Source organism: Janthinobacterium sp. SUN026, from assembly GCF_030397625.1.
GTDB lineage: Bacteria > Pseudomonadota > Gammaproteobacteria > Burkholderiales > Burkholderiaceae_D > Janthinobacterium > Janthinobacterium kumbetense.
This window is the reverse complement of record NZ_JAPQNU010000005.1, coordinates 513070-530848: the sequence shown is the minus strand read 5'-3', so window position 1 is coordinate 530848 and position 17779 is coordinate 513070. Positions and strand designations below refer to the sequence as shown.

Sequence of the window (17779 nt, the reverse complement as noted above, 5' to 3'; positions counted from 1 at the left end):
GGCGCAGGCCGGATCACGGGCCTTCGGGCCTGATCCGACCTGCGCCATCTCGTATCACTCCATCTTCACAGGTATCCCATCGTGCGCAAGTTTATCGGCCCTACGGTATTGACCATCAGCATGGCGCTGGGTCTGTATCTGCTCTTCATGTTGTACATTTCCGGCCAGACCATGCTGGCCGCCGTTTTCCTCGGCTTGCTGACCCTGACGACGTTTGTCTTCACGTCGCCGCGCGCCTATGCCTACCGCTATCTGTTTCCCGGCATTACGGCGGTCATCGTCTTCGTGCTGCTGCCGATGGTGTACACGGTGTCGATCGGCTTTACCAATTTCAGTTCGCGCAACCTGCTCACCTATGAGCGCGCCACGCAATACCTGCTGGACGAGACGCAGCGCGTGGAAAGCGCCGGCTATGCCATGACCGTGCATGCCGACAACAAGGAATACCGCTTGCGCCTGGAAAGCCCGGACACGGGCGAAGTGCTGCTGACGCAGCCGCTGGCCCTCAAGCGCGCCGTGCCCCTGAACGTGGAAGTGACGCCGCTCGACCCCGTGCAGACGCCCGTGCTGGCCCCGCCGCTGCCCATCAAGGACATCATCGCCCTGCAAAAGGATCTGAAGTTGCTCACCTTGATCTTGCCGAACAGGATCGAGCTGCGCATGGTGGGCTTGCGCGAATTCGGCCCCGTCGCGCACGTCTACAAGCAGTTGCCGGACAAAACGCTCAAGAAAATCGCCACGGGCGAACTGGTCAAGCCGAACTTCAAGACGGGCTTTTATGAAATGCCGGACGGCACGAAGCTGGAACCGGGCTTCAAGGTCAACGTCGGTTTCGCCAATTTCGTGAAGATCTTCTCCGACGAAGCGTTCCGCGGTCCTTTCCTGCGCATTTTCGTGTGGACCATCGTTTTCGCCCTGATCAGCGTGGCCACCACGACGGGCCTGGGCATGGTGCTGGCCGTACTGCTGAACTGGGATGCGCTGCGCTTCCGCGGCCTGTACCGCACCCTGCTGTTCCTGCCGTACGCCGTACCGGGTTTTATCTCCATCCTGGTCTTCAAAGGTTTGTTTAACAATAACTTCGGCGAAATCAACCTCGTGCTCGACGCCTTGTTCGGCATCAAGCCCGCCTGGTTCTCCGACACCACCCTGGCCAAGGCCATGATTTTGATCGTCAACACCTGGCTCGGCTACCCCTACATGATGGTGGTGTGCATGGGCTTGATCAAGGCGATCCCGTCGGACCTGTACGAAGCGTCGGCCCTGGCCGGCGCGGGACCGCTGACGAATTTCTTCAAAATAACGTTACCCCTGATCATCAAACCGCTGACGCCGCTGATGGTGGCCAGCCTGGGTTTCAATTTCAACAATTTCGTGCTGATCAGCTTGCTGACGGGCGGACGTCCCGATTTCCTCGACACAACGTTACCGGCCGGCACGACGGACTTGCTCGTGTCCTACACCTACCGCATCGCGTTCGAGGATTCCGGCCAGAACTTTGGCCTGGCCGCCGCCATCTCGACGCTGATCTTCTTCCTCGTGGCCGCGATTTCGCTGGTCAACATGCGCCTGACGCGCATGAACAAAGCATAAAGGACCGACCATGGCTATCGTTGTCGACCGTTCCAACCGCTGGCGCATCCTGGCGGCCCACGTCGCCGTGATCGCGCTGATCGCGCTGGTGATGTTTCCCTTCCTGATGATCTTGTCGATCTCATTGCGCCCTGGCAATTTCGCCTCGGGCAGTTTGATACCGCCCGAGATCAGCTTCGAACACTGGCGCCTGGCGCTGGGCATGTCTTACCAGGCGCCCAACGGCACCCTGGTCGAGCCGGACTTCCCCGTACTGCTGTGGCTATGGAATTCCATCAAGGTGGCCAGCATGAGCGCCACCGTCACCGTGCTGCTGTCGACCACCTGCGCGTACGCGTTCGCGCGCATGCAGTTCCGCTTCAAGTCGCAAACCCTGTCGGCGCTGATGCTGCTGCAGATGTTCCCCGCCGTGCTGGCCCTGGTAGCCATCTACGCCATCTTCGATGTGCTGGGCAGCTACGTGCCGTGGCTGGGCATCGACCACCACGGCAGCCTGGTGCTGGCCTACACGGGCGGCATCGCCCTGCATATCTGGACCATCAAGGGCTACTATCAAACCATCCCCATCGAAATCGAGGAAGCGGCCAAGGTCGACGGCGCCACGCAATGGCAAGCGTTTGTCTACGTGCTGCTGCCGATGACGGTGCCCATCCTGATGGTGGTGTTCCTGTTGTCGTTCATCGGCGCCATCATCGAATACCCGATCGCTTCCGTGCTGCTGCATGAACAGAACAACCTGACCCTGGCCGTCGGCTCGAAACTGTTCCTGTACGAACAAAAATACCTGTGGGGCGACTTCGCCGCGGCCGCCATTTTGTCCGGCTTGCCCATCACGGCCGTGTTCCTGCTGGCACAAAAATGGATGATCTCCGGCCTGACGGCTGGCGGCGTGAAAGGCTGACCATGCGACGCTCCCTGACTACGCTGGCCGCCCTGTTACTCAGCGCTTCGGCGCAGGCAGGGAGCTTCAGCTTCGCTGACAACCCCATCGTCTATTTCGCCGTGACGGACCGTTTCGCCAACGGCAATCCTGGCAACGACCACAGTTATGGCCGCGCCGCCGACCCGCAAGGCGGCGACGTCGGCAGCTTTCACGGCGGCGACATCGCCGGCATCACGCAGCAGCTCAAAGCTGGCTACTTCAAGGAACTGGGCGTCAACGCCCTGTGGATCACGGCGCCATACGAGCAGATCCACGGTTGGGTGGTGGGCGGCAAGCAGCAATTCCAGCATTACGCCTACCACGGCTACTGGGCGCTCGACTACACCACCATGGACGCCAACATGGGCACGCGCGAGGAATTGCGCGAGATGATCGATATTGCCCACGCGCAAGGCATCCGCGTGCTGTTCGACGTGGTGCTGAACCACCCCGGTTACGCGGACTTGCGCACCCTGTCCGAATATAAAGTGCCCGTGCTGTGGCCAGGCCATGAAACAGCCACCCTGCGCGACTATCATAGCTACATCGACTACAACAACTTTGATTTCGCACAATGGTGGGGTCCGGACTGGGTGCGCGCCGGCCTGCCCGGCTATCCCGACGGCGGCAAGGACGATTTCACCATGCAGCTGGCGTATCTGCCCGACTTCCGCACGGAAAGCGCCAAGGCCGTGGGCTTGCCGCCCATCCTGCAGCGTAAAAGCGATACGCGCGCCGTGGCCCTGCCCGATGCGACTGTCCGCACTTACCTTGTCCACTGGCTGGCCGACTGGGTGCGCGAATTCGGCGTCGACGGTTTCAGGGCCGACACCGTCAAGCACGTGGAGCCGGCCAGCTGGCTGGCCCTGCGCGCGGCAGCCACCGATGCCCTCAAGGATTGGAAAACCCGCCACCCGCAGCAGAAGATCGACGACGCACCGTTCTGGATGACGGGCGAAGCGTGGGGCCATGGCCCCGAGCGCAGCAGCTGGCATGACGCGGGCTTCGACTCGATGATCAATTTCGATTTCCAGAATCGCGCGGGCGGCGACTGGAAAAGCATCGATGGCGTGTACCGCCAGTACGCGACTTTGCTGGGCAAGCGCATCGGCAATGCGCCCCGCTACGACATCCTGTCGTATATCTCCTCGCACGACACCAGCCTGTTCCCGCGCGACCGGCTGAAACATGGCTTGTCCGCCCTGCTGCTGGCGCCAGGTGGCGTGCAGCTGTTCTATGGCGATGAAAGCGCGCGCCAGCCTGGCGCCGCGCCCGTCGGCGACGAACAGCAGGCCACCCGCTCCGACATGAACTGGTCGTCGCTCGATGCGGCCACCCTGGCGCACGCGCGCAAGCTGGGCCAGTTCCGCCTGCGCCACCCTGCCCTGGCGCGCGGCGAACACCGCTTCATCGACGACAAGCCGTACGCGTTCGCACGCGCGATGGATGGCGACGCCGTCATCGCCGTGCCCGAAGCGCAAGGCGCGCTCGAACTGAAGGTACACGGCGTCTTCGCCGATGGCACCCCGCTGCGCGACGCCTACACCAATCACACTTACACCGTCAAAGACGGCGCCGTCGCCGTGAATGCGGCCGGCACCGTCCTGTTAGAAAAGGCAGCACCATGAGTAGCTATGACATCTTAGTAGTCGGCGGCGCCGGCATCGACACCATCGTGCGCGTCCCCGACCTGCAATTGCCCGTCACCGATTCGCTGCACGTGCCGCCCATCCGCGACTACGTGGCGCACACGGGCAATGGCGTGGCGCTCGGTTGCCACGCGCTGGGACTGCGCTGCAAGTTCATCGACTTCATCGGCGACGATGCGCAAGGCGCGGCCATCCTGCAGCGCTATAAAGATGCCAGGCTCGATTTCTCGCACATCGTCGAACCGTCGGGCACGCGGCGCAGCGTCAACCTGGTCGACCCGCAAGGGCGCAGGATGTCGCTGTACGACGGCCGCCACCCGGAAGACGTGCGCATGCCCGCCGCCTTCTATCTGCCCTACCTGGGCCCGGCGCGCCACGCGCACTTTTCCATCATGGGCTGGGTGGCCGCGCTGTTTGACGATGCGCAAACGTGCGGCACCACCGTGTCGACCGATTTGCACGACTGGGATGGCGTCAACCCGCACCACAAGGTCTTTGCCCTGCGCGCCGACCTGGTCTTCCTCAGCACGGCGGCGCTGGGCGAGCGCACGGAGTCCGTCATGCGCGCGATTGTCGCGGAAGGCCGCGCGCAGGCCGTGATCGCCATGGCGGGCGCGCACGGCGCCTACCTGCTGGAACGGGGCAGCGCGACCGTGCGCCATACTCCGGCGGCAGGTCTGAACTTGCCCGTGGTGGACACGAATGGCGCAGGCGACTCGTTCGTGGCCGCCTTCCTGCACGCCTGGCTGGGCGGCGCGGGCCTGGACGAAGCCATGCGCCGCGGCGCCATCGGCGGCGCGTTTGCCTGCGCTCAGCATGGCACGCATGAACGGTTTATCGGCAAGGCAGAGCTGAATGACTTATATCAAGACAGCACTAGCTTATGACTTAAAATTCTATCAAGCGTGATAACTTGGTAACGGGTGCATGGCACAATGGCTGCGGATTTCACCATTGCAGACCATTCGAACCGGAGACCACATGAGAATTGAAACCCTGGCCGTGCACGCCGGCTACACCCCCGACCCGACCACCAAGGCCGCCGCCGTCCCCATCTACCAGACGGTGGCCTACGCCTTCGACAATGCGCAGCATGGCGCCGACCTGTTCGACCTGAAGGTCGCCGGGAATATCTACACGCGCATCATGAACCCCACGCAGGACGTGCTGGAAAAGCGGGTCGCGGCGCTGGAAGGCGGCGTGGCCGCATTGGCCGTGGCGTCGGGCATGGCGGCCATCACCTACGCGATCCAGACCATCGCGGAAGCGGGCGACAATTTCATCTCCGCCAGCCAGCTGTATGGCGGCACCTACAACCTGTTTGCCCACACCCTGCCGCAAATCGGCATCGAAGTGCGCTTCGCCGACGCGCGCCAGCCCGAGACCTTCGCCGCGCTGATCGATGCGCGCACCAAGGCCATCTTCTGCGAATCGATCGGAAACCCGCTGGGCAACGTGACGGATGTGGCGAAGCTGGCCGAAATCGCGCATGCGCACGGCATCCCGCTGATCGTCGATAACACGGTGCCCAGCCCCTACCTGTTCCGCCCCATCGAGCATGGCGCCGACATCGTCGTCCATTCGCTGACCAAATACCTGGGCGGCCACGGCACCACCGTGGGCGGCGCCATCGTCGACAGCGGCAAATTCCCATGGTTTGATCACAAGGAACGCTTCAAGCGCCTGAACGAACCGGACGTGTCCTACCACGGCGTCGTCTACACGGAAGCGTTCGGCCCCGCCGCCTTCATCGGCCGGGCGCGCGTCGTCCCGCTGCGCAATATGGGCGCGGCCATTTCGCCACTCTCCGCCTTCCAGCTGATCCAGGGCATCGAGACCCTGGCCCTGCGCATGGACCGCATCTGCGACAACACGCTGGCCCTGGCCAGGCACTTGAAACAGCATCCGAAAGTCGCGTGGGTCAACTACGCGGGCCTGGAAGACCACCCGGACCACGCGCTGGTGAAAAAATACATGCACGGCCGCGCCTCGGGCATCTTGTCCTTCGGCTTGAAACTGGCCGCAGGCGAAGACCCGCGCGCGGCCGGCGCCCGCGTGCTCGACGCCCTGCAGCTGTTCACGCGCCTGGTCAACATCGGCGACGCCAAATCGCTGGCCACCCACCCGGCCTCCACCACGCACCGCCAGCTCAATCCGGAAGAACTGGCCAAGGCGGGCGTGTCCGAAGACATGCTGCGCCTGTCCGTGGGGATCGAGCATATCGACGACTTGCGCGAAGACCTGGAGCAGGCATTGAACGCAGCCTGAATGTGGCTGAAATCTGGCTGAAATCAGGCTGAAGTCAGGCTGCAAGCTTGTCCCGGCACATGCCTCCCTCCCCTGCCGGGACAGATGCAGCGCTTTCCAGAACCCAATTCCGGCATCTTTGCTGCAAGGTGCCGCCGTTTGCTGAGCGCTTTGTGCTCGCGCAGCATGCGGCGATTCTATCCAGTAATGCAGCATAGGCTGCAGTGTCAGCGCGAGTCGAAGCCTGTATTCGAATTGACCACAGGCAATACATCCGGACATGAAATATTTCCCTCCATGCAATATCCGGTTAGACCACGGTCGTGGCAAAAAATACCCGTCAAGCCAAATGTGTCGCCCAGTTTTTTCGTTCCTGGGATGCCCCGGCGTGTCTGACGCCCCGCAAGCCCAGCAAGGAATTCATTAATACCAAGAAATATTGCCTAAACACATACTATTTCCGTTGTTTATTAGCAACGTTTTGTAAAACGCAGTCAGCCCATAGTTGTATAGTTAACTAAGCCTTATGGAAAAGACTATCTAAAGTCAATCCATGAGCTTGTCCGCAAAAAAGAAGCAGCAGTAATTTCAGTGCCGGATCGTTAAATGATACGGGTGGCTTGAATTTTGTTGTTTATTAAAAGCAATCAATTATTTACTAGGGCTCGGAGAATATGATTTTTCAAGAAAAAAAGAGCGTTCATGCGGTGAAAATCGCACTGAGCGTCATGGCAGGAACCATTTTCATCGCCAGTCAGGTGCAAGCGCAGCAAGCCGACGTCGCCAACGATAAAATTCAGCGCGTCGTCGTCACCGGTTCCAATATTTCGCGCGTCGATATGGAAGGCCCGACTCCAATCGAGGTCGTCAAACGCGCCGACATCGCCAAGTCCGGCGCCTCCACCGTCATCGAGTTGTTGAGCAAACTGCCCTCGATTTCAGTCGCACTCGACGGCAACGCGACCTCGACCTTCGCCAAGGGCGCCTCGTCGGCTGCGTTGCGTGGTCTCGACTCCAAGTACACGCTGATTTTGTTGAATGGCCGCCGCCTGGCCAACTACGGCTTCGCGAACGGCGCGGAGAGTTCCTTCGTTGACTTGAACAGCCTGCCTTTGTCGGCCATCGAGTCGGTAGAAATCCTGCGCGACGGCGCATCGGCCATTTACGGCTCCGACGCCGTCGCTGGCGTGATCAACTTCAAGACCCGCACCAACTACCAGGGCATAGAGGGGACCGCCAACATCGGCGCCAACCAGCAGGGCGACGGCCAGACCGGCAACGTCACCCTGACCTCGGGTTGGGGCGATCTGGAGAAGGATGGACGCAACCTGCTGTTGACGCTGGACTTGTACCGCCGCAATCCGCTGGTTTCGGACAAGCACTCGAACCTGGCGGCGCACGATTTCCGTCAGTTCGGCGGTTCCGACAACCGCAAGACCACCGAGTACATGGGCTGGATCCGCAACCAGAGCAGTGGCGACAAGGGTTATGTGATCCCCGGTTGCCGCGGTACGGTGGGCGTCTCCAGCACGGGAGACAATGTCTGCTTCACCAATCCTTCTACGCACCTGACGCCAAAGCAGGAACGCGCCGGCATTTCCACCATTTTCACGCAGCGCCTCAACAGCAGCGACGAATTGTTCCTGGAAGCCGCTTACACCCAGAACTCGTCTACCTTTATCGGCAACTCCCCCAGCTTTAGCAGCGCCAACTACAGGACGGCAGGCTCGACCAACCCCGGTCTGGCGACGCTGCCGGATGGCAGCGATGGCAGCGTGAACGGCTTCATGCCTGGCGATTTGGTGCAGGTTTTCCGCAGCGTCTACGAGGCTGGCAACCGGACCTCCAAGCTGACGAGCAAAACCGCGCGCCTGGTCGGCGGCTGGCGCGGTACGCTGGGCAAATGGGATAGCGAAGGCGCAATCAGCCTGAACCAGAACAAACTGAGCGATGACGCCGACAAGCAAACGCTGTTGGACAAGTCGACGGCAGCCTTGCAAGCCGGCTTGCTGGGTAAAGCGGGAGGCTACGATCCGTTTGTCATGAATAATCCAGAAAGCAACTACTTGCCTTTCCTGACAACAACTTCGCACCGCTCTACCTCCAAGCTGAGCAGCGCCGAATGGAAGATGAGCACGCCTGAATTGTTCACGCTGGCCGGAGAATCCGTCGGCTTCGCCTGGGGCCTGCAGGGCAGCCACGAGTCGATCGACGACGTCGCCGATCCACAGATGAAAGCGGGCAACATCGTCAACTTTGGCGCAACCAGCAGCAAGGCCAGCCGCACCGTATACTCCATGTATGGCGAGTTGAACGTACCGATCGCCAAGCAAGTGGAAATGCAATTGGCGCTGCGCGGCGACCATTACAGCGATTTCGGCAATTCCTACAACCCGAAAGTGGCACTCGCATGGCGTCCGAACCAGCAAGTGATGTTGCGCGGTTCGGCCACGACCTCGTTCAAGGCGCCGACCCTGCCGCAGATCGCTTCGACCACCACCGCCTACGACACCGTGGCCGACTGGGCGCGTTGCGGTCCCTTGGGTTACAAGGGTGTGCAATGCTCCTACAGCCCCAAGGTTTACCTGTCCGGCAATCCGGATTTGAAAGCGGAAAAGGCGAATAACTTCTCTTTGGGTATCGTCTTGCAACCGATAAAGAACCTGTCGGCATCGCTGGATTGGTATAGCGTGCGTCAAAAGGACACGATCCAGACGCTGGATGCGCAATACGTGCTCGATCATGAAGACACGATTCCCGGCTTTGCCGCACTGATCGGCCGCGACCCCCGCAATCCCGCGCTGGAAGCGGCTAATCCAGGCTTGAACAAAGGCCGTATCAAGGACATGAAACTGCCTTTCCAAAACGTAGGCAAGACGAATGTCTCAGGCCTGGATCTGGATGTGAAGTACCAATTCAAAGTGGGTGAATACGGCACCGTGAAACTGCGCGAGTCCAACAGCTACAACTTGAAATACGAGCAAAGCATCGTGCCGGGCAGCGAGCCTACCGACCGCCTGGACGGCGTTGACCATCCAAAATGGTCGAACACGCTGCGTATCGGCTTCGAACGTAACGACACCGAAGTGGCCCTGACCGCCCGTACCCGCTCCAGCACGAAGAATATCGACGATCCGACGAAACAGCAGGACGCCGCCATTACCAACAAGCGTATTGGCGCGTACACGGCGTGGGACATGAATATCCACTTCAAGCCCGTCAAGGATCTGGATATGAGTTTCGGCGTCAACAATATGTTTGATAAAGGTACCGTGTACTCGAACAGCGCGTATGTCGATACCTATGTCAATTCGATGAACGATATCGTCGGTCGTTATATTTACTTGAACGCACGTTACAAGTTTAAATAATCGCCGATTTCAAATGGCAGTCCCCGGACTGCCGTCGCTGACAATCCTCGCCAGCGAGCCAATGCCGTTCAGTTAAGACTGGGCGGCATTTTTTTTGCCAGCGACCTGGCCAACACCCTGCATGGTCCGGAAGCGATGCGCCAGCACTAGCGCCACCTGCCTGACCCTCTCGTCCACCGAACCTGACACATTGACAAAGGCGATCCCCCGCCGCGCCAGCTCGGCCTGGTACCACGCATGCTGGCGCGCGCGGAAATCCTCGTCGCGGCGCGTGCCATCCTGGATGAAGGGAAAGTCGGGTGCGCACAGCAGCACCAGGCCGTAGCCGTGCTCGGCCAGCTGCGCCAGTTCCGGCTCCGCCTTGCCGAACATCTCGACGCAGTAGAAATACGTCGTCATGGGCGAGGTATCGCAAAACAGCCAGCGCCGCGCGGCCAATAGCGCGTGCGCTTCGCGGCGCAGCTGTTCCCGGCCGATTTTCAGCAAATCGTCATAGTTCAATATGCCATCCTGGCTTTCCCACAATTCGCGGCCATATTCGGCCACCCAGGCCGTCTCGAAATGCGCCGCCAGCGCCTGCGCCAAGGTGGTCTTGCCGCTCGATTCGCCGCCGAGCAGGCACACGCGCGTGACAAAATCGGCGCGCACAATCGGCGACAGGAAGGCGCTGTGCGCATGCGGGTCTTGCCGCACCCTGGTGCCGGACACGGGCACCGCAGTTCTCGCCTGGTCCACGCTCACGTGCGCCACCGGCCGGCCGGCATAATGCCGTTCCAGCACCTGGGCAAAGCCGGGGCCATAGTCTTCGCTGGTGAACACGGCATCGACGGGCAGCGCCAGCACCGTCCAGCACAACCAGCCCATGAAGTGGCGATGCAGCTCGCCATCGTCGTCGTTGTGCGGCAGATGGCGGGCAGGCACGCCGCGCGCAGCGCACAGGGCCGCCAGCCGCGCATCGTCCAGCACCACGATGTGCGCCTGCGGAAATTGCGCCCGCAGCCACCGTTCCCGGCGCGCCGGCTCATAGCCGGGAAATTCGGGCCTGGTGTAGCTGACCACCAGTAGTTCTTCGCAGGCGTCTTGCGCGCGCTTGATCAACAGTTCGTGACCCTGGTGCAGCGGGCAAAATTTCCCGACCACGAGGCCGCGTTTATAAAGGTTCATGCCACTGCTTCCTGCAAATCCGAGGTGTATTGAATGATCTTGTCTTCCGCCAGCAGGGTCTCGACCGTGATGGCGCCGAAAAAAGGCGCGAGCAAGGCGCGCGCCCGGTCAGCCTTCGGCATGGCGTTCGGCGCCAGGCGCAGCGCGATGGCGCCGTCGCCATGCTGGTGCACGCCGAACAAGGCGATAGCCAGCGGTTTCAAGGCATGCGTGATGTCGATATTATTGATCCACTCGCCCGTCATCGTCCTGTAGCGCAGGGGGCTGCGGCCGGCCAGCCCCACCAGCACGGGGCCATGCGGGCCATGCGCCAGCGAGGCGTAATCACCCGTGCGGTAGCGAACCAGCGGCAGGCAAAAATTAAAGCCGCCCGTCACGGTGATTTCGCCGCGCGCGCCATCCGGCACGGGCTGGCCCGCGCTATCGAGGATTTCCACGTACAGCCGGTGCTGCAGCAGCACGTGGCCGCCCGCCTGCTCGTCGTAGACGGCCACGGGGCCCACCTCATTGAGCGAATAGATGTCGAGCACGGGGCAGCCGAACGCCGCTTCGAGGCGCGCGCGCATGCCGGGCAACAGCATCATCGACACGGACAGCAGCGCGGCCGGCTTGTGCGCCATGGGCAAGGTCAGGAGCTCGGCAAACGAGATGGGGTCGCCCGCGATCAGCTCGGGCGCCATGGCGTCCAGGTAGCGCGCGCGGTCGTCCGGGTGGTGCCAATCGTCCGGGTGCAGGTTGATCTTCGCCAGGCCCGATTCGTTCATCGTCGGCGTGACGGAGACATAGGTGAAGCAGCGGCGCTGGTGCCCCAGCAGCATCACGCCCACCTGCCCCGCGCCATGGCGCAGGGTTACGCCAAAACGCTGCAGCGCGCGCTTGTGGTAGGCCAGATAGCGCCCCGCCACCAGCGGGTGCGAAGCGATCAGCAGCGGGTGGCCCGTGGTGCCCGTCGTCTGGAAGTTGATCATACGTGCCAGATCCGCATCGTCGGGCACGAAGGCGGCGATGTCGTGCGCCAGTTCGGCGCGGCTGATGGGCGCCACGTCCGCCAGGCGCGCGGGCGGCGAACCGCAGGCGCGGTAATGCGGCACGGTGGCGTAGACCGTCCTGAGGAAATCCGCCAGCCAGGACGGCGGCGCATCGGCGCTCCAGTCTATCGCCGCATCCATGACTTCCTGCTCATAGGCGCGCAAGGCCGCCACTTCCCCGGCCTGCAGCTTGTTGCCGCTGCGGTTGCGGTAGCGGGGCGCCGCCGGGTGGCTGCGCAGTTTTTCCAGCATGCGCGCGCCCTCCTGCGTCAGGGTGGGACAGTAGTCGCGATCCGATTCCCAGGCGCCGCCAGGCAGATTGACGTCCACGCTCATTCGCGCGACCACTTGTCGGCCGATTCCTCGGCCGCCTTCTTCGCCAGCGCCTCGCGGATTTCGCGCGCGCGCTGCTCGGCCAGGCGGCTCGCTTCAAGCAGGCGGCGGCGCTCCGTGCCGCTGATGGCGGACAATCTGTCCGTGGCCTGCGCCACGCTTTCGTCGCGGGGCCGGAAACCCAGGCGCGCCAGCACGATGCGCGCCAGCTCCTCGCGCCGTTCGGGGTCTTGCGTAAACTGGTGGGCCGGCGTGGCGGCGGCCAGTTCGCGCGCCGCCTCGCCCAGTGCCTGCAGCAAGGCTGGCTGCGGCAACTGCTGCGCCACGAACCAGTCGTCGGCCAGCAGCCAGCACAGGATCATGGCAAGCGCCAGCCGGTTGCGGTCCGCCTTCACTTGCGCGCCGATGAACCCCTGCAGGGATGCGGCCGGCGCGCGCGCGCCATGCAGCAGCAAAACGTCGTTGACCAGCGCCGCCACCGCCACGGCCTGCGCATTGACGACGCCGGCGATGCGGGGCTCGGCGAGGAATTCGACGGGCGTGTCGGCCAGGCGGTGGGTTAATCTTTCGAGGTGGGGTCCGGGAATCTGCATGTCATGATTGTATATAGTGGCGCCGGCTGAACGCCCGCGCAAAGTCCAGCAAGTCCTCGTAGCGCTCGACGGCGTGAATATCCCAGCCCTGCTCGCGGCGCGCGCGTTTCAAGTCGTCATAGGTCTGCTGCAGCCACTGGTGGCTGGCCGCGCCATCCCAGTCGCGCGCCAGGTTCAGGGCCATGGTGCCGCCCGCACCGCCCTGGGCCAGCGCTTTCGCCGAGATATCCCAGCCGCTGTTGCCCAGTTCATCCTGGTCGAACATGGTGGTGATGCCATCGTCGGAAATCATCAGGATGTGCGCGGGCCGTTCGCGCTTGGCCGCATAGGTCTGGCGCAGGCGGTGAATGGGGAAACAGGTGCCGCCGCCAAAAAATTCCGTCAGCACGCCGAGGATCATGTCTTCATCGCGCACGAAACCTGGCGTTAGCATCACTTCGTTCTTGCCGCTCCACAGGGTGACCTGCACTTTTGCGCCCGCGCGCAGGGCGGACAAGGCGATGACGGCGCCGGCCAGTGTCAAAAACGAGGTGTACGCCTGCGGGTTCGGCATGGAGCCGGAACTGTCCACGTACATGTCCAGGTCGACGGGCACGGCGTCGGTGGCGCGCGCCGGTTCGCGGCCATACACGCGGCGCACGGTGGTCACGCCAGGCACGGGGCGCGGCGACTGCATCACGGACTGCAGCCAGTCGATGTCTTCCAGGGGATCGCCGATTTCCCAAGGCTCCAGACCTTCCATCTGCGGCTCCTGCGACTCGGGCGCGGGGCGGCTAGGAAACGCCACCAGGTGCGGCAAAGCCCGCTCGCGGTAGTAGCGGATGGCGATTTCATGGTCGCTCAAGTCCACGCCCGACGCCTTCAGAATGTCGCCCAGCTCGAACGGTTCGCGCAGCTGGCCGCCACCGGCCCTAGGCGGCGCCTCGGCTTGCGGTTCCTCGCCATCGAGGCCCGAGATGCGCTTGTCGTGCACGGGGTGGATGGCGCCGTCCTCTTCGTCATCCTCGATCTGCTGCGCGCCATACGTCTGGCAGCCACGGGCCGCATCGCGCGTGTCCTGCAGGTAGCGGCTGGGGTCAATGTCACCCAGGGCATCCGTATCTTCCACCAGGTAAGGCAACAGCAAGGTGGCGAAGCGGCCCGCCGCCAGCATCCAGTCGTTCGCATACACGCGTATCAGGCGCGCGCCCAGCCAGGCGTCCGTGTCCAGGCGCTCGTCAGCGTGGCCGCCGCCCAGCTCGCCCTTTTCCAGCTGCCACAGGTTTTCATAGATGCGCATGTACAGTGTCCATACGCCGCCGCTGCCCTTGCCATCGGCTTGCACCGTGCGCCCCTGCTGCAGCTTGCGGTAGATGTCGGCCATGCGCAAATTCGCCTGGCGCTGCAGGCGGTCGTTGATGAACAGGTCCGTGTACAGGTTGGCCACCATGGGCGCGTGCTGCTCCAGCGTCGGCAAGGCGCGGCGCATGCGCGCCAGCAGGCGGAACTGGTCGCTGGCGCTGCCCGGTGCGAGGATGTGGTGGCCGATTTCATGGGCGAGGATTTCCAGCGCATAGTCGTCCAGCCCCAGCTCCGTCACCAGCGGCAAGTCCACCACCACGCTCTGGTCCAGCAAGCGGATCATGGCGAAGCTGCCAGACAAGCCCTGCTTGCCGGCTTCGACGCGGCTGGCGCACAGGCTGGGGTCACGCAGGCGCGTAAATTTGCTCCACACGGCCAGGGCCTCGGGCCAGGCGGCGCGCCAGCGGTCGATCAGATCGGCATCGTTCTTCATGCGAGCGGCAGCAGGCGGATGGCGTGCGTCCACGGTGACGTGATGGCCAGCGTATGCGCATTCGCGGCGATGGCGATGTCGCCGGCCGGCAGGTCGAGCGCGATACTGCGCGCGCCGACGTGAACGGTGGCTCCATCGAGGCGCACGGACGCCGGCACGCCGGTTTGCGCCAACTCAAACTCCTGCGCCGTGGCGCTGTGTAGCACGGCGCCATAGGCGTCGGCCACCAGCAAATAATGGCGCTCGGCGCTGCGCACGACAAAACCGTCAAGCGTGGCGCGCACTTGCGGCGGCGCGCCGAAATCGCCACCCAGGCCACTGAAGCTGCCGAACTCCCTGCCCTCGGCATTGCCGCGCCACGGATTCGCCATGAGCTGCGCATGCACCTGCGGCCATTGCGCGCCCGGTTCGCCAAAGGCGGCCAGCGCCAGCGCATGCGGCAAGGTGTCGGCGGCGGCCAACGCGCCCTGGCGGAAATGCGCGACGCCGGCGCGCCAGGCCAGCACCTGCCCCACGGCGCGCAGTTGCGCGACGCTGCCGACTTGCGGCGCCACGGCAGCCATCCCGGCCTGCCATTGCGCGGGCCGCGCGCCCGCCACGGAGGAAATGTGGATGGCGGCGTTGCTCAGCATGCCCAGCACGTTGACGGGGGCCGTCGCCAGCAGCGGCGCAAACGATGGCGCCAGCTCGCGCCACACGCTATTCAGGAAGGGATTTTTCGCGGCCGGACCGGCCAGGCCATGGCCCACCAACTCCAGGGCCATGTCATAGGCGGCCAAGGTGACGCCGCCCACGCGCTCGGGCGCGGCGGCGGCCACGGCCACCACCAGCGGATCGACGCCGTCGTACAAGAAGGCGCCGAAGGCGGCCATGTCGAGCGCGGGAAAGCGCCGGCGCGCTTCCGCTGCGCGGCCGTTGAACTGGGCGCGGCCGCTGGCAAGGATAGTTGCGAAGGCAGGAGAAATCATTGTTCCTCCTCAATCGCTGTGCGAAAAATGCAGCAGATAGCGCTCATCCCCTGATTCAAACGCGATCTCGTCCCAGTGGATCGCATACCAGACACCAGGCGGCGGCGTCATCTTCACGATATGCATAGTGAATGCGGCCAGCGACATGTCCAGCGCGTCGAGGAAGGCGTTGACGAGGCAGGCGCGGAAACGGTCCGGCGGCGCCGTCCGCATGTGGTCCGACGAAAAGAACCAGCGCTGGCACACCTGCTCCAGGTGCGCGCGCCCGCACGGCGCCACCGTGATCTGCCACAAGGGCGGCGCCGGCAGCGCGCGCGCCGGGGTGCTTACATTCAGGGCGTAATCTTCCACCCGCAAGCCCACCGCCGTGAGCAGGTCCGGCGCGTCGGGCAGCCGTTGCAGCTCATAGCTTGCGCACAGGTCGCTGGCCTCGCTGTTCAACATGGCCAGGGCGTCGAGAAACCCGCGGCAATGGTCGATGTTCAGTGCGTCATTCATTGCGAACGCAGCCAACTGCGGTAATTCGTATAACGCTGGTGCAGATATTTGAGCTTCAACAAATCGTCATACAGGGGGCCGTACAGTTTTCTTCCTTTGGTACGCTCGCCGATCAGCTTTTCGATGCGGTTCAGGCGCGCCAGGGTCTCGCGCTCGCTCACGCCATCGAGGCCCAGATCGAATTCGGCCGACAGCACGCCGACAGGGTCGTCGCGGTCCAGGTCCAGGCGGTTGAATTCATCATTCGACAGATCGAACAGACGGCGCAGCCAGCCCAGCCTGTCGCTGCGGTAGGCGGCGTTTTCCGGCAGCGCGAAAAATGGCGCGTCCGGATCCGGCTGCAGCTTGTTATGCAGGACGAACGGCAGCACCTGGCGCAAGTCTTCCAGCTCCACCTCGCCATTGCCGCGGAAATAAGCCATGGCCTTGGCGTAGATCAAGAGCGCCATCAGGGTGCGCACGGAAATGCCATTCAAGGTCTGGCAACCGAGATCCTTCAAACGGTCGCGCCCATTGTCGGCCGCCTGCGCGGCGCCACGGTCGGCGCCGGCCAGGCGGGCCGTATCCTTGGTCATGTATTCGAACTGGCCGCCCGCCGTCTCGAACAGCTCGAACTGGCTGGCGAAGAATTCCAGGCGGCGCCGCACGGCTTCGGGCACGCCCACCTGGCGGATGGATTCGCCAATTTGATCCACCTCTGCTTCCGTGAAGATGATATCGGGCGGCACCAGTTCTTCTGGCCGCACGTTTTCCTCCACGCGCAGCAGCAGTTCATTCAGGAAGCGGGGGTTGAAGGCCAGCGCCTGCACCGTCACGTCGACCCGGTCGCGCAGCGCTTCGATCACTTGGTAGGTACCGCCGCCCTGGTCATCGTTGGCCGTCAGATACCAGGCCGCTTCCGGACATTCGTAAATATGGTTCAGCACTTCCGCGTAATTGTCGCCCATGACGGTGAGCAGCGCGCTTTGCGTGCGCGTGGGGATGCGGTTGTACTCATCGACGATCTTCACGCGCATGCCCAGCCAGGCGCGCCAGGCGATGCGGATGTCGTCCATGCTTTGCGCGTTCACCAGGTCCGCCGGCAGCGGATTGCCCAGCAAGTCGGCCACCGTCATCTGCGGGTGGCCATGCTGCATGGCGCGCTTGACTTCCTTGACGGTGGAACCGGCCAGCACGCCCATCAACAGGGCGCTGGCCGTCTTGCCACGCCCCGGCCCGCCGACGAAGAGGCATTTTCGGCGCGTGGCGAACGTCAGCAGGGGCAGCAAAATGAAGCTGGAATAGCTTTGCGCCGACGGCAAATTCAGGGTGCGGCGGCTGTCGCCCACGGCATACGTCTGCGACGGGCCATCGTTGTACTCGATGTCGTAATGGGGACTGATGATGGCGTGGTTGACGATCCAAAAGTATGCCTGGCGCAGCTTTTCATCGAAAGGCCGGGCTTGCGCCTCGCCTTCCGCTCCCAGCGCGATGGGGCCCTGGTACAGGTCCGCCACGTCGAACTGCCGCGCGGCGGGCGCCGCCTTGGGTTTGGTGGGGGCCTGGGACAGGCGCTGGAACAGATTAAAAGCTGACATGATTGGCTAACGCCTGTCAAAACCTACTGCGCGTCGGTATTTACGGCCTGCGATGCTCACTG

The 17779-nt window shown here is 63.1% G+C and carries 13 protein-coding genes; 6 read left to right on the top strand and 7 right to left on the bottom strand.

Going from position 1 to position 17779, the window contains the following annotated elements:
• The first annotated feature begins 81 nt into the window (after nucleotides 1–81).
• The 6 genes from malF to OX459_RS23260 all read left to right on the top strand — a co-directional run bounded on the left by malF (nucleotide 82) and on the right by OX459_RS23260 (nucleotide 9782).
• Complete coding sequence (gene malF / locus OX459_RS23285) at nucleotides 82–1593, top strand: maltose ABC transporter permease MalF (RefSeq protein ID WP_289906717.1); 1512 nt, start codon at nucleotides 82–84, stop codon at nucleotides 1591–1593.
• 10 nt (nucleotides 1594–1603) lie between these two features.
• Entirely contained in the window at nucleotides 1604–2494 is an 891-nt protein-coding gene (gene malG, locus OX459_RS23280) for a maltose ABC transporter permease MalG (protein WP_077402472.1), read from the top strand.
• 2 nt (nucleotides 2495–2496) lie between these two features.
• Nucleotides 2497–4143 (top strand): alpha-amylase family glycosyl hydrolase, encoded by a 1647-nt coding sequence (locus OX459_RS23275; RefSeq protein WP_289906716.1) that lies wholly within the window; start codon nucleotides 2497–2499, stop codon nucleotides 4141–4143.
• On the top strand, nucleotides 4140–5051 hold the full coding sequence (locus OX459_RS23270; RefSeq protein ID WP_289906715.1) for a PfkB family carbohydrate kinase: 912 nt from the start codon (nucleotides 4140–4142) through the stop codon (nucleotides 5049–5051). The genes OX459_RS23275 and OX459_RS23270 overlap by 4 nt, the downstream gene beginning before the upstream one ends.
• 94 nt (nucleotides 5052–5145) lie before the next feature.
• Nucleotides 5146–6432: an aminotransferase class I/II-fold pyridoxal phosphate-dependent enzyme gene (locus OX459_RS23265; RefSeq protein WP_289906714.1), complete on the top strand. Its 1287-nt coding sequence runs from the start codon at nucleotides 5146–5148 to the stop codon at nucleotides 6430–6432.
• 653 nt (nucleotides 6433–7085) lie between these two features.
• On the top strand, nucleotides 7086–9782 hold the full coding sequence (locus OX459_RS23260; protein ID WP_289906713.1) for a TonB-dependent receptor: 2697 nt from the start codon (nucleotides 7086–7088) through the stop codon (nucleotides 9780–9782).
• Nucleotides 9783–9854: 72 nt separating this feature from the next.
• Here OX459_RS23260 and OX459_RS23255 read toward each other — a convergent pair whose 3' ends face one another.
• From OX459_RS23255 to OX459_RS23225, 7 genes are read right to left on the bottom strand one after another with little or no spacing between them, the layout of a single operon-like run.
• Nucleotides 9855–10946 (bottom strand): AAA family ATPase, encoded by a 1092-nt coding sequence (locus OX459_RS23255; protein ID WP_289906712.1) that lies wholly within the window; start codon nucleotides 10944–10946, stop codon nucleotides 9855–9857.
• Nucleotides 10943–12310, bottom strand: a complete 1368-nt coding sequence (locus OX459_RS23250) for a capsule biosynthesis protein CapK (protein WP_289906711.1) — start codon at nucleotides 12308–12310, stop codon at nucleotides 10943–10945. The genes OX459_RS23255 and OX459_RS23250 overlap by 4 nt, the downstream gene beginning before the upstream one ends.
• Nucleotides 12307–12900: a hypothetical protein gene (locus OX459_RS23245; RefSeq protein WP_289906710.1), complete on the bottom strand. Its 594-nt coding sequence runs from the start codon at nucleotides 12898–12900 to the stop codon at nucleotides 12307–12309. The genes OX459_RS23250 and OX459_RS23245 overlap by 4 nt, the downstream gene beginning before the upstream one ends.
• A 1-nt stretch (nucleotide 12901) precedes the next feature.
• Complete coding sequence (locus OX459_RS23240; protein ID WP_289906709.1) at nucleotides 12902–14674, bottom strand: VWA domain-containing protein; 1773 nt, start codon at nucleotides 14672–14674, stop codon at nucleotides 12902–12904.
• Nucleotides 14671–15642: a hypothetical protein gene (locus OX459_RS23235; RefSeq protein ID WP_289906708.1), complete on the bottom strand. Its 972-nt coding sequence runs from the start codon at nucleotides 15640–15642 to the stop codon at nucleotides 14671–14673. The genes OX459_RS23240 and OX459_RS23235 overlap by 4 nt, the downstream gene beginning before the upstream one ends.
• Nucleotides 15643–15651: 9 nt before the next feature.
• Nucleotides 15652–16140: a hypothetical protein gene (locus OX459_RS23230; RefSeq protein ID WP_289906707.1), complete on the bottom strand. Its 489-nt coding sequence runs from the start codon at nucleotides 16138–16140 to the stop codon at nucleotides 15652–15654.
• Nucleotides 16137–17717: an AAA family ATPase gene (locus OX459_RS23225; protein WP_289906706.1), complete on the bottom strand. Its 1581-nt coding sequence runs from the start codon at nucleotides 17715–17717 to the stop codon at nucleotides 16137–16139. Before OX459_RS23225 ends, OX459_RS23230 begins: the two co-directional genes overlap by 4 nt.
• Nucleotides 17718–17779: the final 62 nt, after the last annotated feature.

Excerpts from the sequence above, each read along its gene's own strand:
- malG (WP_077402472.1), top strand. The coding sequence starts at position 1,604 with ATGGCTATCGTTGTCGACCGTTCCAACCGCTGGCGCATCCTGGCGGCC.
- OX459_RS23270 (WP_289906715.1), top strand. The coding sequence starts at position 4,140 with ATGAGTAGCTATGACATCTTAGTAGTCGGCGGCGCCGGCATCGACACC.
- OX459_RS23230 (WP_289906707.1), bottom strand. The coding sequence starts at position 16,140 with ATGAATGACGCACTGAACATCGACCATTGCCGCGGGTTTCTCGACGCC.
- OX459_RS23250 (WP_289906711.1), bottom strand. The coding sequence starts at position 12,310 with ATGAGCGTGGACGTCAATCTGCCTGGCGGCGCCTGGGAATCGGATCGC.
- OX459_RS23240 (WP_289906709.1), bottom strand. The coding sequence starts at position 14,674 with ATGAAGAACGATGCCGATCTGATCGACCGCTGGCGCGCCGCCTGGCCC.
- OX459_RS23235 (WP_289906708.1), bottom strand. The coding sequence starts at position 15,642 with ATGATTTCTCCTGCCTTCGCAACTATCCTTGCCAGCGGCCGCGCCCAG.
- OX459_RS23260 (WP_289906713.1), top strand. The coding sequence starts at position 7,086 with ATGATTTTTCAAGAAAAAAAGAGCGTTCATGCGGTGAAAATCGCACTG.
- OX459_RS23255 (WP_289906712.1), bottom strand. The coding sequence starts at position 10,946 with ATGAACCTTTATAAACGCGGCCTCGTGGTCGGGAAATTTTGCCCGCTG.
- OX459_RS23245 (WP_289906710.1), bottom strand. The coding sequence starts at position 12,900 with ATGCAGATTCCCGGACCCCACCTCGAAAGATTAACCCACCGCCTGGCC.
- OX459_RS23265 (WP_289906714.1), top strand. The coding sequence starts at position 5,146 with ATGAGAATTGAAACCCTGGCCGTGCACGCCGGCTACACCCCCGACCCG.
- OX459_RS23275 (WP_289906716.1), top strand. The coding sequence starts at position 2,497 with ATGCGACGCTCCCTGACTACGCTGGCCGCCCTGTTACTCAGCGCTTCG.
- OX459_RS23225 (WP_289906706.1), bottom strand. The coding sequence starts at position 17,717 with ATGTCAGCTTTTAATCTGTTCCAGCGCCTGTCCCAGGCCCCCACCAAA.